Genomic DNA, 15,611 nt, shown 5'->3' on the forward strand with positions numbered 1-15,611 from the left:
AAAGTAAAAAAGTAAAAAAGTAAAAAATAGGGTGGCTTGACCATCCAATAAAGACAAACTTTATGTTTGATTTTTCAATAGTAACCTCGTGGATCGACAACCTGCTGCGCAACGTGTGCGGGCTGGGCGATTTCTGGTCGATCCTCATCGAGTGCGTGCTCGTCGGCGTATGCATCCTTACGGCGTATGCGTTGATCGCCATCGTGCTCATCTTCATGGAGCGTAAGGTCTGTGCTTACTTCCAGTGCCGTCTCGGCCCGATGCGTGTCGGACCGTGGGGTATCTTCCAGGTCTTCGCCGATGTGGTGAAGATGCTCATCAAGGAGATCTTCGGCATGGACAAGAGTGATAAGCTCCTGTATTACATCGCCCCGTTCCTGGTGATCATCGCCAGTGTCGGTACGTTCTCCTTCCTGCCGTGGAACAAAGGCTGTGAGGTGCTCGACTTCAATGTCGGCGTGTTCTTCATGACCGCCGTCTCTTCCCTCGGCATCCTCGGTATCTTCCTCGCCGGATGGGGTAGTAACAACAAGTATTCCGTCGTCAGTGCCATGCGTGGTGCCGTACAGATGATCTCCTACGAGATGAGTCTCGGCATCTGCCTCGTCACGGCCGTCGTCCTCTGCGGTACGATGCAGATCAGCGGTATCGTCGAGGCGCAGCAGAACGGTTGGCTCATCTTCCGCGGACATCTCCCCGCCATCGTAGCCTTCCTGATCTTCCTCATCGCCGGTAATGCCGAGGCCAACCGTGGCCCGTTTGACCTTGCCGAGGCAGAGAGTGAGCTGACGGCCGGTTACCACACGGAATATAGTGGTATGGGCTTCGGCTTCTACTATCTCGCCGAGTATCTGAACCTCTTCGTCATCAGTGGTATCGCCGCTACCATCTTCCTCGGAGGATGGATGCCGCTGCATGTCGCCGGTCTCGACGGTTTCAATATGGTGATGGACTATATCCCCGGATTCATCTGGTTCTTCGGAAAGACGTTCCTCATCGTCTGGCTGCTGATGTGGATTCGCTGGACCTATCCCCGTCTGCGTATCGACCAGATCCTGACGCTGGAGTGGAAATATATCATGCCGCTGGCTTTGCTGAACCTCGTCGTCATGACGGTGTGCGTGGCATTAGGGTGGCATTTTTAAAGTATAAAAACAGAAAGAACAATGTCAAATAGTTATTTCGGCGGTATCAACGCAGCTGTGAAGACGTTGCTGACGGGCTTGAAGGTCACCTGGAAGGAGTACTTCACCCCGAAGACGACGGAGCAGTATCCGGAGAACCGCAAGACAACCCTTCATGTCAGTCCCCGCTTCCGCGGCCGCCTCGTCTTCAAGCGCGTAGAGAGTGAAGACGATCCTCAGGCCGTGAAGCGTGGTCTGAAGGTAGGCGATTACAAGTGTACGGCCTGCACGATGTGTGAGAAGGCCTGTCCTAACGACACCATCAAGATCACGTCGCATATGGAGGTCGTCGGCACCAATCCCACGACGGGAAAAGAGATCAAGAAGAAGCAGCTCGACGACTATCAGTATGACCTCGGCGACTGCATGTTCTGTCAGCTCTGTGTCAACGCCTGCAACTTCGACGCAATCGAGTTCACCAACGATTTCGAGAATGCCGTCTTCGACCGTTCGAAGCTCGTCCTTCACCTCGACAAGGAGGTCTATAAGGGTGGCTCACTGCCGAACATCATCGACGGTGGCGCTCCTCAGGAGATCGGTAAGTTTAACACGAAAACCAAGTAAGCGATTATGGCAAATATCATTATGTTCGTTATTTTGGCTGTCGTCATCCTTGGTTCAGCCATCGCCAGTGTGCTCACCAAGCGCATCATGCGTTCAGCCACCTATCTGCTCTTCGTCCTCTTCGGCGTGGCAGGTATCTATTTCCTCCTCGACTACACCTTCCTCGGTGCCGCGCAGATCGCCGTCTATGCCGGTGGTATCACGATGATGTATATCTTCGCCATCAACCTCGTCTCAAAGCGCACGCTGCAGGGCCTCGTGGAGCATATCAAGGGTTCCCGCATCTGCATGGGTCTGCTGCTCTGTCTCGTCGGTCTGGCCACGACGCTCGTCGTGTTCCTGAAGAACCACTTCATCGACGCTTCCGCCAAGATGGCCGATCAGGAGCTTCCCGTCCAGAAGATTGGTGAGGCCCTCGTAGGCAGTGAGAAATATCAGTATGTATTGCCGTTCGAGTTCATCTCAGTATTCCTGCTGGCTTGTATCATCGGCGGTATCATGATAGCAAGAAAGGAGGACAAGAAATGATTCCCGTATATTATTATTTCATTCTCAGCGCACTGCTGTTCTTCATCGGTGTCTTCGGCTTCGTGACGCGTCGGAACCTCATCGCCATGCTCATCTCCATTGAGCTCGTGCTGAACTCTGTCGACCTGAACTTTGCCGTCTTCAACCGCATCCTCTATCCCGGTCAGCTCGAGGGTATGTTCTTCACCCTCTTCTCCATCGGTGTGAGTGCTGCCGAGACAGCCGTGGCCCTGGCCATTATCATCAATGTTTACCGCAACACGCACAGTGACCAGGTGAACAGCATTGAAAACATGAAAATGTAAAGAAAGATGCAATACAGTTATTCATTTTTAATCCTCCTTCTGCCGTTCCTGAGCTTTCTCGTGCTCGGCCTCTTCGGTATGAAGATGAAGAAGCCGGTAGCGGGCTTCATCGGCACGGCGGTGCTTGCCACCCTGTGGTGCCTGAGCCTGTATACGGCCTATGAATATTTCTTCGTCGTGGGACGCGGCGCCGACGGACTCTATCCTACGGTGACGCCGTTCGACCTGACGTGGCTCGACTTCGGCAAGGCGCCGCTCTTCGGTACGGAGCTGCTCTTCAAGATTGGTTTCCGTCTGACGCCGATCAGCGTGATGATGCTCATCGTCATCACCACGGTGTCCTTCATGGTCCATATCTATTCCTTCGGATATATGGCAGAGCGTGACGAGCACTATAAGTTTGAAGGTTACGAGAAAGGCTTCCAGCGTTTCTATGCCTTCCTGAGTCTCTTCACGATGTCGATGCTCGGCCTCGTCGTGGCAACGAACATCTTCCAGATGTACCTCTTCTGGGAGCTCGTGGGTGTCTGCTCCTATTTGCTCATCGGATTCTACTATCCGAAGCATGCCGCCGTCCACGCTTCCAAGAAGGCATTCATCGTGACGCGTTTCGCCGATCTGTTCTTCCTCATCGGTATCCTCTTCTACAGCTTCTATGTCGGCACGTTCAACTATAACCTCGACCCGAGCGTGAACCCGCAGCTGCCGCAGCATCTCGCCGGTGCTGCCGCCATCCTGCCCGCCGCCCTGTTCCTGATGTTCATCGGTGGTGCCGGTAAGAGTGCCATGTTCCCGTTGCACATCTGGCTGCCGGACGCCATGGAAGGTCCTACGCCGGTCAGTGCGTTGATCCATGCCGCCACGATGGTCGTCGCCGGTGTCTATCAGGTCGCATCTCTCTTCCCCATCTGGGTGAAGTATGCGCCCGAGCAGCTCCACTGGGTGGCTTACATCGCTGCCTTCACGGCCTTCTATGCTGCCGTCGTTGCCTGCTGTCAGCGTGATATCAAGCGTGGCCTCGCCTTCTCCACGATCTCCCAGATCGCCTATATGCTCGTCGCCCTTGGCGTCTGCACGAGTATCGACGGTGAGGGTGGGGTAGGCTATATGGCCGGAATGTTCCACCTGTTCACACACGCTATGTTCAAGGCCCTCCTCTTCCTCTGCTCCGGTGCCATCATCGTGATCATCGGCAGCAACTTCAAGGATTATATGGGCGGTCTGCATAAATACATGCCGATCACGAACATCTGCTTCCTCATCGGTACCATCGCCATCAGTGGTTTCTGGCCCCTCGCCGGTTTCTTCTCCAAGGATGAGATCGTCGACGCCTGCTTCCACTTCTCTCCCTGGATGGGTCTGTGGATGACGATGGTCAGTGGTCTCACGGCATTCTATATGTTCCGTCTGTACTACGTGATCTTCTGGGGACAGAGCTACTACGAGCTCGATCCCGAGCACCGCAAGAAGCCGGCAGAGGTACCCTTCGTGATGTGGGGCCCGCTGGTATTCCTGAGTATCGTGACGATCTTCGCCGGTTGGATTCCCTTTGGTCATTTCGTCTCCGCAACGGGACTGCCCGAGGAGATTGGCCTGCAGCATTTCCATTTCGGTATGACGGCCTGGATGAGTCTCGGTGTCGCCACCCTCGGTTTCGCCCTGGCTACCTGGATGTATGCACCGAAGCATAACCCCGTACCCGACATGCTCGCACGGAAGATGCCGCGCCTCCACAAGGCAGCGCTCAACCGCTTCTATATTGACGATGCCTGGCAGTTCTTCACCCATAAGATTGTCTTTGGCTGCTTCTCTATTCCTATCGCCTGGTTCGACCGTCATGTCGTCGACGGCACGTTCAACTTCCTCGCCTGGGGTACCCAGGAGGCCGGTGAGACGATCCGTCCGTGGCAGAGTGGTGATGTGCGCAGTTATGCGGCCTGGTTCCTCACGGGAACGGTGGCCCTGACGTTGATCCTGCTGTGCGCGCTGTGCTAAATAGCTCCCGATAGAAAACTATAGCGCGCTATAGATCTCTATTGCGAGCTATCCAAAAGAAAAAAGATAAAAATGAGTATATTAACATTATTCGTAGTTATCCCGCTCCTGATGCTTCTGGGCATGTGGCTCTCGAAGAACGACAATCAGGTACGTGGTGTGATGGTGGTCGGAGCAAGTTGTCTCCTGGGTCTCGCCATCTGGCTCACGGTGGCGTTTATCCAGGCCCGCGAGGCCGGCGACACGGCACCGATGCTCTTTGCTTACAGTGTGCCCTGGTTTGCGCCGTTGCACATCTGCTATTCCGTCGGTGTCGACGGTATCTCCGTGGTGATGATTCTCCTGAGTGCCGTCATCGTCTTCACCGGTACGTTCGCCTCCTGGCAGCTCGAGCCGATGAAGAAGGAATATTTCCTCTGGTTCGTCCTGTTGAGTACGGGTGTCTTCGGCTTCTTCATCTCCACGGATATGTTCACGATGTTCATGTTCTACGAGGTGGCCCTGATCCCGATGTACCTCCTCATCGGCGTATGGGGTACCGGTCCTAAGGAGTATGCCGCCATGAAGCTGACGCTGATGCTCATGGGAGGTAGTGCCCTGCTCATCATCGGTATCCTCGGCATCTACTATTTCAGTGGTGCCCAGACGATGAATGTCATCGAGATCGCCAATCTGCACAACATCCCCGTACATATCCAGAAGATCTTCTTCCCGTTCATCTTCATCGGTTTCGGTGTCCTCGGTGCCCTGTTCCCGTTCCATACATGGTCTCCCGATGGTCATGCTTCCGCGCCTACCGCCGTGTCCATGCTCCATGCCGGTGTGCTGATGAAGCTCGGTGGTTACGGTTGCTTCCGTATCGCCATGTTCCTGCTCCCCGAGGCCGCTCAGCAGCTCAGCTGGATCTTCCTGATCCTCACGACCTGCTCCGTCGTCTACGGTGCCCTCTCTGCCTGTGTACAGACTGACTTGAAATATATCAACGCCTACTCTTCCGTGAGTCACTGTGGTATGGTGCTCTTCGCCCTGCTGATGATGACGCAGACGGCCATCACGGGTGCTGTCCTGCAGATGCTCTCTCACGGTTTGATGACGGCCCTCTTCTTCGCCTGCATCGGTATGATCTATCACCGTGCCGGCACGCGTGACGTCCGTTACCTCGGCGGTTTGATGAAGATCATCCCGTTCCTCTCTTGCGGTTATGTCATCGCCGGTCTGGCCAACCTCGGTCTTCCGGGCTTCTCCGGGTTCGTGGCCGAGATGAATATCTTCGTCGGATCCTTCGAGAACCAGGATACCTTCCGTCGTGTCTGCACGATCATCGCTTGTACGTCGATCGTCATCACGGCCGTCTATATCCTCCGTGTCGTCGGTAAGATCCTCTATCAGAAAGTACCGAATCAGAAGTTCTATGAGCTTCATGACGCTACATGGGATGAGCGCCTCGCCATCGGTGGCCTGATCTTCTGTGTCGCCGGTCTCGGTCTCTTCCCCTTGGTATTCCAGGATGTTATTAACAATGCCGTAGCCCCGCTGTTCATGCACATCATGAAGGCAGCGCCGGTAGTGGCAGCAGCTTCAATGTAAACAATGAATATCGATTATAGTCAATTTCTGAATATGATGCCGGAGGTGAGCCTGTGTGCTCTGCTGGTGATCATTTTCGTGGCCGACTTCATCACGGCACGCAAGCCCGGCGACGCACCGCGCAAGTGGTTCAACCCGTTGGTATGTATCCTGATGACGGCCCATCTGCTGCTGAACATGAGTCCGGTGGAGAGTGCCACGGCGTTCGGCGGTATGTATTACACGATGCCGGCTATCGGCACCATCAAGACGATCCTCGCCTTCGGTACGCTCATCGTACTGATCCAGAGTCGTGAGTGGATGAGTCGTCCCGACACCTCCTTTAAGGAGGGTGAGTTCTATCTCCTCGTCATCTCTACCTTACTCGGTATGAACATGATGGTGAGCGCGAACCACTTCCTCCTCTTCTTCCTCGGTCTGGAGATGGCGAGTGTGCCCATGGCCTGTCTCGTCGCCCTCGACAAGTACCGTCACAACAGTGCGGAGGCCGGCGCGAAGTTCATCCTCACGGCGACCTTCTCCAGTGGCGTGATGCTCTATGGTATCTCCCTGCTCTATGCTGCTGCCGGCACGTTCTATTTCGATGATATGATCACGAAGATGACGATGAGTCCGCTGACGATCGCCGGTCTGGTGTTCTTCTTCAGTGGCTTAGGCTTCAAGATCTCCCTCGTCCCGTTCCATTTCTGGACTGCTGACACCTACCAGGGTGCGCCGACGACGGTGACGGGTTATCTGAGTGTCGTCTCCAAGGGTGCCGCCGCCTTCACGCTGTGCGCCATCCTCATGAAGGTCTTCGCTCCGATGGTCGAGGCCTGGCAGATCATGCTGATGATCGTCACCGTCCTCTCGATCACCGTTGCCAACCTCTTCGCCATCCGTCAGAGTGACCTGAAGCGCTTCATGGCCTTCAGCTCTATCTCCCAGGCCGGATATATCGTACTCGCCATCCTCGGCAACAACGCCATGAGTGCTGCCGCCCTGAGCTACTACGTACTGATCTATGTCGTCGCCAACATGGCTGTCTTCACCGTTATCAGCGCCGTAGAGGAGCATAACGACGGGAAGGTCTGCATCGATGATTACAATGGTCTGTATAAGACGAACCCGAAGTTGGCGTTCCTCATGACGCTGGCCCTGTTCTCCCTCGGTGGTATCCCGCCGTTCGCCGGAATGTTCAGTAAGTTCTTCGTCTTCATGGCCGCCGTGAAGGGCGCGAGTGTCGACACGGCGATGGGTGCCTGGCAGTATGCCGTGGTCTTCATCGCGTTGGTCAACACGGTGATCTCCCTTTACTACTATCTGATCATCGTCAAGGCGATGTATATCAAGCACAACGACAACCCGCTGCCGACGTTCACGAGTAATGTCAGCACGAAGTTGGCCCTCGCCCTCTGCACCACCGGCGTCATCGCCTTCGGTGTCGTCAGCGGAGTGTTTGAGTGGATATTATAAAAAGTAAAAAAGTAAAAAAGTAAAAAAGTAAAGAAGTAAACGTAGGGTGTGGCCCTTGTGGTTGTCCTAACCGGGAATATGTAGGGACATGATTCATCATGTTCCGAACATCGTGGCGTTAGGACGGCCACGAGGGCCGCATCCTACGGAGGCAGAAGGTCCCCGGAGGGGGCCAACACGATTAACCCCGGGCTTCCGTGACGGCCTGGACGGCGCGATAGCGACGGACAGGACGGCACGGAAGCCCGGGGTTTTCTGTCTCTGTCTCTCTGTCGTCCCCGAAGGGGGCGAACAACAGCCTCCCTTGGCAGACGTTCGCCCCCTCCGGGGACGCATGTGCGGCAAGGTGGAGAATCCCCGGGCAGAGGGAGCCCTCGCTACGCTCGTGCTCCCTCCGCCCGGGGTTAATCATGTTGGGCCCTTTCGGGGCCCTGCTGCGCCGTCACCTTCCCTTTCAGGTCCCTGTTGCGCCTCCGAACTGCCCCTTTCGGGGCCCTGCTGCGCCGTCACCTTCCCTTTCAGGTCCCTGTTGCGCCTCCGAACTGCCCCTTTCGGGGCCCTGCTGCGCCGTCACCTTCCCTTTCGGGGCCCTGCTGCGCCCTCTTGTGGTCCCTCGCTTTTTTATTTTGTTTTTCCGGTTTTCTTTTAAAATCACAACCGCGCCATTCTCCATTATCCGGTTTTATTTTTGTTTTTATGTTTTTGTTGAACCTACGGGGCGGAATATGCTGAATCATGCCCCTATATTATGTGTATATTTGTTTCAAGGGAATGTGTACAAATGTTTCACAGGGTGCAAAAAGGCGGAAAATTGCGCAACAAGTGTCTCTTGTTTTTTGTTTTTTATTTTGCCTTTTTCTTTCTTTTCTGTAATTTTGCAACCAGAATCAAGAACAAATGATAACGAAAAATCCTAAGAGAGTACTTTTACACGCCTTCGATAACTGATCATTGACTGATAATTGACAAAAAATAGTGATACGAAACATACCACAGATGGTGGAATCGATAATATATAGGATAAGAACAATTTTTTTACATTAATGAACTAGAATGAATCGGAACAACAAGCTACTTCAATCTGAATGTGTTGAAGTTGGTTCGAGCAAACGATGTCGTCAGGCCTATTCCCCCGGGGAATGGTGCCGCATCGTCTGTCTCCTGCTTTTTTTGATGATTTTTTCTGCCGGTCCCCTATGGGCCGACAAGGTCACCCCTGCGGTGTCTTTCTCTTCCTCGTCGCTGACGGCGACGGTAGGACAGCTCAAGTTCACCCGTCCGACACTGAATGTCACCGCTGACGGGAAGTCCGTCCGCCGGTGTTTCACCCAGAGCTGGGCCATCAGCGGCGGTACAGAGGGTACCGATGAGTATGGCCGCCCGATCTGTACGGATGCCACGACGGGTACCACGGTGCTCACCCGTTATGGTGGTGTCACCATCGGTAAGAAGACGGGAACGGTGACAGTCACCGTCACGCTCATCCCTACCGATGCTTATGAAGACAAGTACAACAGTGCCACGGCTTCCTATACCATAGATATTCAGAAGCCGGAGGTCGTCATGGACTATTATAATGGTACGACGCTGCTCAACGGGGAGACACCTTCGACGTTGCAGTTCTACAGTCTGAAGAATGGCAACAACGGACAGTTCTTTACTACCAATGCCGTGCCCACCCCGCATTTCTATTATGTCCTGGAAGGTAGTGACCATGATGTCTCCGACTGTTACGACTTCACCTATGCCGTGACGACGGGCTATGCTGTGAGCCAAGATCACAAGACACTCTCCACGACGATTGCCGCGGAGGCCGGCGGTGAGGGTACCCTGACGATAACGGCAACGCCGAAGAAGGCCTACCAGGGGATGCTCGGCAGTGCGTCGACGACGACAACGATCGCCATGAAGACCACCTACCGTACGGAGAAGATCAAGACCTATCTCTCTTTTGCCAGTCATGAGATGGATGTGCTGCGCTCCCGGAATACCTATGATGACAGTAAGGGCAAGTGCGAGTTGTCCTATTCCCCCGAGATCATCGTGAAGGATGAGTTTGGCAATGACCTCTCTGCGCTCATCCAGCGTTATGATCTTTTTCACTTGTCGACCTCGGCGCAGAGCGTTTTCCATCAGTATACCACGGATCCCCACGATTCCACCGACGAGAACAATTATCTCTATCATGTGAATACCGATTACTTATGTGCCTATACGCCCTTCCGCAACGCGAAGAATCAGGTGGTCTCCCTCATGGGACCCCACACCCATCCCGATGACTATATCGTGACGGTGACGGCGACACAGCCGGATCAGTGGAACACCGTGCTGGGCGCTGTGGCTTCCGTCTATGCCAACCCGGTGGCCTATCAGGACTCCGTGGTCGTTGACGGACAGTTCTATGATCCTTATGATGAGAAGTGCAAGAACAATCAGTACAAGTTGGCATCCAACCAGTTTGTCCTCCGTTCTCACAAGCGTGTCCCGCAGATTGTCCTGACACCGGATCCGAAGAGTGTGACGATCGCCGAGAAATACGAGATGACCAGTTTCAACCGTTTTAACGTGAAGGGTGTCATCACCGATCCCTATGATGACGAGGATCCTGCCGATACCGTCAGTTATGAGAAGGCCGAGTTCTGGTATTGGTTCTTCGTGCCCGACAAGTATAAGTATGATGAGAGCAAGACGGAGGCGGAGAATCTGCAGCGCGCCACGACTCTCGGACATGCCTTGATCCGTGTGACCACCGAAGCGTCGAATATCCAGGGCGCCACACAGGACTGTTGGGAGTGGGTGCCCGAATATGACGGCAGTGGCAATGCCGTCATGGATGCCCACGGCCGGCAGCAGAAAGATCTGATGCACGGTACCTATTACCGGAGCATGAAGAACTGGGGCAATGAGAATTTCAAGGTCACCTTCTACGGTCCGAACCTCACCGTTCCCGTGATCTATAAGATTAATCCATGGGATAAGCAGCACCAGAATGTCGGTGTCTCCGGCTCCTGTGCCTTCCGTGTCGTAGAGCGTGAGCCGACCCATTTCGTCATTGATCCCGAGAAACAGGTGGGCAGTGCCGGCAGTACCGTGCCCTGTCCGGATATCCAGGTCGCTGACCAGTTCGGCGCCGATGTCACCGATCAGTTTGATGTCACCAAGAGTCAGGCGGCGACGAGCACCGACTGGACCCTCGCTGCTGACGGCTCCGTGACGAGTAATACGGCCGTCAACTGTACCGTCAATGTCAACGGTACGTTGAAGACCACGAGCACACAGCCTTTCAACAATCCCGACCCAGGCAGTTATGAGGTCGACTTCAAGGAGGGCTCGAAGGGCTCCACGGGAGCCTATGAGGTGATCTATGATGCCGATCACGATGAGAAGATGGGTAAGCTGCATTTTGTCACCGCTGGTGATTTCTTCCCCGGGACGACATGCTATCATGAGGTGCCGGGAATCAATATCACCTTCGGCAGCTCCGCTGACGCGGAGAATGTATGGCAGCTGTTCACCTCTGCGGTTACGGATCCAAGTTATTTCAACGATGACCTTCATGGTGCTGATAACGATAAGGACTGGGCGGATGCCAAGACGAAGACGACATTGGCGAAAGTATCGCTGAAGGCCGATGCCATGGAACAGGGCGATGATGGCCTCCCCGTCAGTGGCGGCTTCCTGAAGATCGATGCCGTGACGAACGGCTGGCTGTATATCGACGGTAACTTCCAGTATAACAGCACCACGAAGCACGGCCGCCATTATGTCATCTCCGACGCGAAGACAAAGGAGGAGCAGACCATCGGATTCGTCAAGGATGCTGCCCATCCCGACGGCCTGAATATTGCCGAGGTGAAATTCCCCAAGCCGCTCCTCGCCGGACATACCTATTATATATGGGGTGATGACGGTGGCATGCATATCCACGGCCTGCGCTATGAGCCGGCATTCATCGATCCTGTCACCGATAACCTTCCCTGGGCTCATACCGGTGCCGTCGATACCGAGCCCGTGTCGGCCTCTACGGCCTTCCTCAACGGTCTCACCGGTACACTGCCCACGCTGGCTTTCCACCGTGAGGATGCCACACTGAGATGGTATTGCGATGATGTGGAGAGTGGCAGCACGAGTACGTCTGTCGATGCCATCGGCAAGCGGAAGGACGAGGAGGGTAAGCATGTGACCATCAACACGCGCAATGGTATCGTCGTCGGTACGGCCATGACCAATGAGCTCCCCCTCACCGATGCCTCCCGTACGGGCTATGCCAACGGCCGTGTCCGGGTCTATGCCGAGGTGATGGGCGTGAAACATGCCGACGGTAACCAGGTGATGAAGACGCCTTACTACTACCTCTTCGTCGGTGATCTGCCTACCTATATCGTCAAGGAGGGCGAGAACCACGACCAGGACGAGCGCGTCTCTACGACGAATATCCCCACGCGTATCTTCATGACCTTCGGTGGCTGGCATTGGACCGGCAACAAGTGCTATCCTTACTATAAGAACAACGACCCGACGAAAGACTGGATCGATGATGAGTGGAAGACGGCGAAGATGGACTCTGTGGGCCATAACGAGCAGACCATCGATGGCTTCAACTACATCTGCTGGGGCGCCCAGGATCCTACCGATGAGAATGTGCGCAGCTGGTCGAAGGGTGTCCGTAACACCTTCAACCTCCCCGTCCGCGGCACCTATCTGAAGTTTGAGCCCGAGGAGAGTGGTCGTCTCCTCCTCTATGTCGCCATGAACGGTATGACGGATAACAGTAATGGTGATGACCAGAAGAAACTCGACAAGAATGGACCCTGGCTCCGCCGCCGTGCCCTCTATATCGTCGATGAGACGGGAAAGCCCGTGGCGATCGATGAGAACAGCGGATGGGAGAAACGGTATAACTGGGGTAACTATGTCAACTCCGGAAAGACCAACGCCGACCGTTTCAAAGGTTACCGGAACTACTGTTACAACTACTTCTGTGATGGTGTCACCCGCTGCGCCTGGAAATATGACGGTACGCACGATCTCACGATCTGGGATAAGGCAGAGAATGCCGACCCGGAGATGAAGAAATACAGTTGGAAGAATTCCTACGACCGTGACCAGAACGGCGTCCTCGACGACAAGGAACAGGCCAACCTCGACAACGACTATGCGAAGATCAAGAACTGGTGGACCGCTGATCAGTATTCCTATGATAAGGTGGTGGACGGTGACCGACTCCAGAGTAGTCTGACGCATCCGAAGCTCGGTGGTCCGCTGGAGGTGCTGCAGCTTTCCGACAGCAGTTATGTGCTGCCCACGAAGGGCTATGCCCGTTTCACCTTCAAGGTCCAGGCCGGCAAGGTATACTATGTCTTTATGACGGGCTCGAAACTCGGCTTCTGCGGCTTCGGTTTCATCCCGTCCAGTTACCGTGCCCATATCACCCGGTGGACCAGTCACAATAGTGATGAGAAGAATATCGACGGCACGGCCTATACCCAGACTACCTATGATGCCCTCCCGCAGCCTACCGACGAGATCTATAAGCCCGGCGCCACGGGCAACGACCGTCTGATGGGTGGCACCGTGACCCTCGATCTCTCGAAGAAATCTACGGAGGAGGGAAGCTATAGTAAGTGGAAAGCCAACGGCTTCGCCCTCGATGGTGACTGTACACCGGAATCGGGGTGTACCCTTGTGAACAACACTGCCCGTGACTTCGTCAACGTGTCCCTGAAGCGGTCGATCCTCAACGAGCGCTGGGCCGGTATCTGTCTGCCGTTCACCGTCAGTGAGACGCAGATGAAGGAGGTCTTCGGTGAGGATATGCAACTCATCACCGTCGACAGTGTCATGGCTTCCGAGGGACATACGAAATGTCTCCATTTCACCCAACACTCCAACCGACTCCTCGAAGCCGGCCGTCCTTATTTCATCTATCCGAAGGTCAGCGGCGTCAATGCCGGAGAGCCGATCGGCAACGACGGCGTCATCACCTTCAAGGGTGTGTCCCTGCAGGGCGTCGACCCGAAGACGGTGATCCTCACCAATGAGGCCGTCGTAGCCCATAATGACAGTGTCACCAAGGGCCTGGCTGCGGACTCCGTGCATATCTTCACCTATAAGATCTGCGGAAACTATGATCAGGCCATTATCCCATGGTACAGCTATTATATGAAACGTTCCGCCGATGAGGACACCAATAAGTTCTTCCGCATCATCCCCGCTGTGGTGACCGACGACAAGGGTGCTTATCTCCCGGGATGTAACTCCTGGCTCTATCCTTACTCCGCCGACGCGGAAGGGAAGAAGCTCTTCGTGGATGCTGAGACCGACGCCGGCGCAAAGGTCGCCGACTTCTGGATCACGGGTGCTGAGGTCGCCGGTGATACGGCAACGGCCATTGATGAACTCGTCGAGGCGTTGAACACGCAGGCCACGACGGTCCATGAGGGCGTCTACGACCTCCGGGGACATTGTGTCCGTGCCGTGAACAGCCTGGAAGGACTTCCCGCTGGTGTCTATGTGATGAATGGTAGAAAATATGTCGTTAAATAATTATTCATAATGAACAAGAAACAATATGTCTGTCCGGAGCTTACCGTGCTCCGGGCGGAGGAGCGATACGGCATCCTCGACAACCCCTCCACAGGAGGACTCGATTCCAAGGGATCAAGCTTGATCCGGAATACCGATACCCAGAGTACCACGGAGTCGCCGGCTGTCGGCGGTGATGACGCGGTGTCGGGTGGGAGTGTCATTCCCGGTGCGAAAGAATGGGAATGGGAATAGGTAACACAAAGAAAAACGGCCGGAAAATCACTCCCCCGACCGTTTTTTTTAGGGCGAAATCTCCCGATCTCACACTAAAGTCATTAAATCCAATTTAAGGGATTTTTGTCATGTGAATCTAGAACTTTTCCTTAAAACAATTTTTTTACACTAACTTAATCTGAATCTTTGCTAACTAGAATTTCTTTATTAGTCAATATGACGATATGTCGATATACTATTTGTCTTAATAACTTAATTTTTTTTTGGCGACTGCAAAGATACACTTTTTGCATGAATGTGCAAAATAATTATGCAAAAGTGTAAATGAAACTCTTCACTTCTTGATATAGATCAATTACGACCGATGTGATTGATCTATATCAATAAAAAGCATGTTTTTTGCATTTTTCTACGAAAAAGTTTGGTGTGTTCGTACACAATATGTAACTTTGCAGTGCAATTCAGAAGAAATTGTTTAGGTTAATAATAATAGGTTTAGTTTTTAGGTAAAGATTGTTTCATAGGTTTAAGGTTTTAGTTTAATTAGGTAATGATTGTTTCATCATTTGGATAACAGACATTTTTAGGATTTGCACCGGGAGGTGCGAGCCTAAAAAAAACGGTCAGGAGCTATTTGCTCTTGGCCGTTTTTTTATCGACGAAAGGGAAATGAAAAGGCTTGCCCCGTTTTCTGCTTCTGGCTCGCTTTTGGGTGGAAAAGGACGTTGACAGGGTAAAACACGAGAGATTTTTTCGTAAACATCAGAGATAGGATTTTCTCCTTCGTGCAGAATTTTCTATCTATCGTAGTTTCGGACGTCGGGATGGACCGGACGAAATTTTTCTGCGGTGTTTTGTGTGGATGAATATGATGGATGTTTGGATGAAAAAGGTATATATTTTAAGCTTTTTTGAGGCGGTTTGTAAGAGGTTGATAGTCAACGGATTATAAAAGGGTGATTTCCGTTGTATTTGTAGTCGATAGGTGGGGTGGTGGATTTCGTGACGAGATATAACCTATATGTTTTTTAAAATGTATCGACGAAAGGAGGGGGAAGCATCAACGGTGAGGTGAGCACTTTTGGGTGGCGGTTGTTCGCCCCCTCCGGGGACGCATCCGGGGTAGGGGGTGTATATCCCCGGGTGGCGGGAGCGCTCGCTTCGCTCGTGCTCCCTCCGCCCGGGGTTAATCGTGTTGGGCCCTTCCGGGGCCCTGCTGCGCCGCTGTCTG

General features: G+C 53.6%; 9 protein-coding genes. All 9 read left to right on the forward strand.

What is annotated here, in order from left to right; all coding sequences use genetic code 11:
• Positions 1-62: 62 nt before the first annotated feature.
• The 9 genes from nuoH (at position 63) to G604_RS0112850 (ending at position 14,398) form a co-directional block, all read left to right on the forward strand.
• On the forward strand, positions 63-1,145 hold the full coding sequence (gene nuoH, locus G604_RS0112805; protein ID WP_028910882.1) for an NADH-quinone oxidoreductase subunit NuoH: 1,083 nt from the start codon (positions 63-65) through the stop codon (positions 1,143-1,145).
• A 21-nt stretch (positions 1,146-1,166) separates the two neighbouring features.
• Positions 1,167-1,748: a NuoI/complex I 23 kDa subunit family protein gene (locus G604_RS0112810; protein WP_028910883.1), complete on the forward strand. Its 582-nt coding sequence runs from the start codon at positions 1,167-1,169 to the stop codon at positions 1,746-1,748.
• A 6-nt stretch (positions 1,749-1,754) separates the two neighbouring features.
• Positions 1,755-2,276 carry an NADH-quinone oxidoreductase subunit J gene (locus G604_RS0112815; protein ID WP_028910884.1) on the forward strand — a complete coding sequence of 174 codons (522 nt, stop codon included), beginning with the start codon at positions 1,755-1,757 and terminating at the stop codon, positions 2,274-2,276.
• Positions 2,273-2,581 carry an NADH-quinone oxidoreductase subunit NuoK gene (nuoK, locus tag G604_RS0112820; RefSeq protein WP_028910885.1) on the forward strand — a complete coding sequence of 103 codons (309 nt, stop codon included), beginning with the start codon at positions 2,273-2,275 and terminating at the stop codon, positions 2,579-2,581. The genes G604_RS0112815 and nuoK overlap by 4 nt, the downstream gene beginning before the upstream one ends.
• Positions 2,582-2,587: 6 nt before the next feature.
• Complete coding sequence (locus G604_RS0112825) at positions 2,588-4,576, forward strand: NADH-quinone oxidoreductase subunit L (protein WP_028910886.1); 1,989 nt, start codon at positions 2,588-2,590, stop codon at positions 4,574-4,576.
• A gap of 72 nt (positions 4,577-4,648) precedes the next feature.
• Positions 4,649-6,163, forward strand: a complete 1,515-nt coding sequence (locus G604_RS0112830; protein ID WP_028910887.1) for a NuoM family protein — start codon at positions 4,649-4,651, stop codon at positions 6,161-6,163.
• A 3-nt stretch (positions 6,164-6,166) separates the two neighbouring features.
• Complete coding sequence (locus G604_RS0112835) at positions 6,167-7,618, forward strand: NADH-quinone oxidoreductase subunit N (protein ID WP_028910888.1); 1,452 nt, start codon at positions 6,167-6,169, stop codon at positions 7,616-7,618.
• Positions 7,619-8,788: 1,170 nt separating this feature from the next.
• The gene (locus tag G604_RS0112845) at positions 8,789-14,164 is read left to right on the forward strand and encodes a hypothetical protein (protein ID WP_155941966.1); all 5,376 of its coding nucleotides are present in this window, start codon (positions 8,789-8,791) and stop codon (positions 14,162-14,164) included.
• A 9-nt stretch (positions 14,165-14,173) separates the two neighbouring features.
• The gene (locus G604_RS0112850) at positions 14,174-14,398 is read left to right on the forward strand and encodes a hypothetical protein (protein WP_028910891.1); all 225 of its coding nucleotides are present in this window, start codon (positions 14,174-14,176) and stop codon (positions 14,396-14,398) included.
• Positions 14,399-15,611: the final 1,213 nt, after the last annotated feature.

This window comes from Prevotella sp. AGR2160 (genome assembly GCF_000424185.1).
Classification (GTDB): Bacteria; Bacteroidota; Bacteroidia; order Bacteroidales; family Bacteroidaceae; genus Prevotella.

Coding starts and splice junctions, on each gene's coding strand:
- G604_RS0112835 (WP_028910888.1), top strand. CDS start 6,167: ATGAATATCGATTATAGTCAATTTCTGAATATGATGCCGGAGGTGAGC.
- G604_RS0112815 (WP_028910884.1), top strand. CDS start 1,755: ATGGCAAATATCATTATGTTCGTTATTTTGGCTGTCGTCATCCTTGGT.
- nuoK (WP_028910885.1), top strand. CDS start 2,273: ATGATTCCCGTATATTATTATTTCATTCTCAGCGCACTGCTGTTCTTC.
- G604_RS0112850 (WP_028910891.1), top strand. CDS start 14,174: ATGAACAAGAAACAATATGTCTGTCCGGAGCTTACCGTGCTCCGGGCG.
- G604_RS0112830 (WP_028910887.1), top strand. CDS start 4,649: ATGAGTATATTAACATTATTCGTAGTTATCCCGCTCCTGATGCTTCTG.
- G604_RS0112825 (WP_028910886.1), top strand. CDS start 2,588: ATGCAATACAGTTATTCATTTTTAATCCTCCTTCTGCCGTTCCTGAGC.
- G604_RS0112810 (WP_028910883.1), top strand. CDS start 1,167: ATGTCAAATAGTTATTTCGGCGGTATCAACGCAGCTGTGAAGACGTTG.
- nuoH (WP_028910882.1), top strand. CDS start 63: ATGTTTGATTTTTCAATAGTAACCTCGTGGATCGACAACCTGCTGCGC.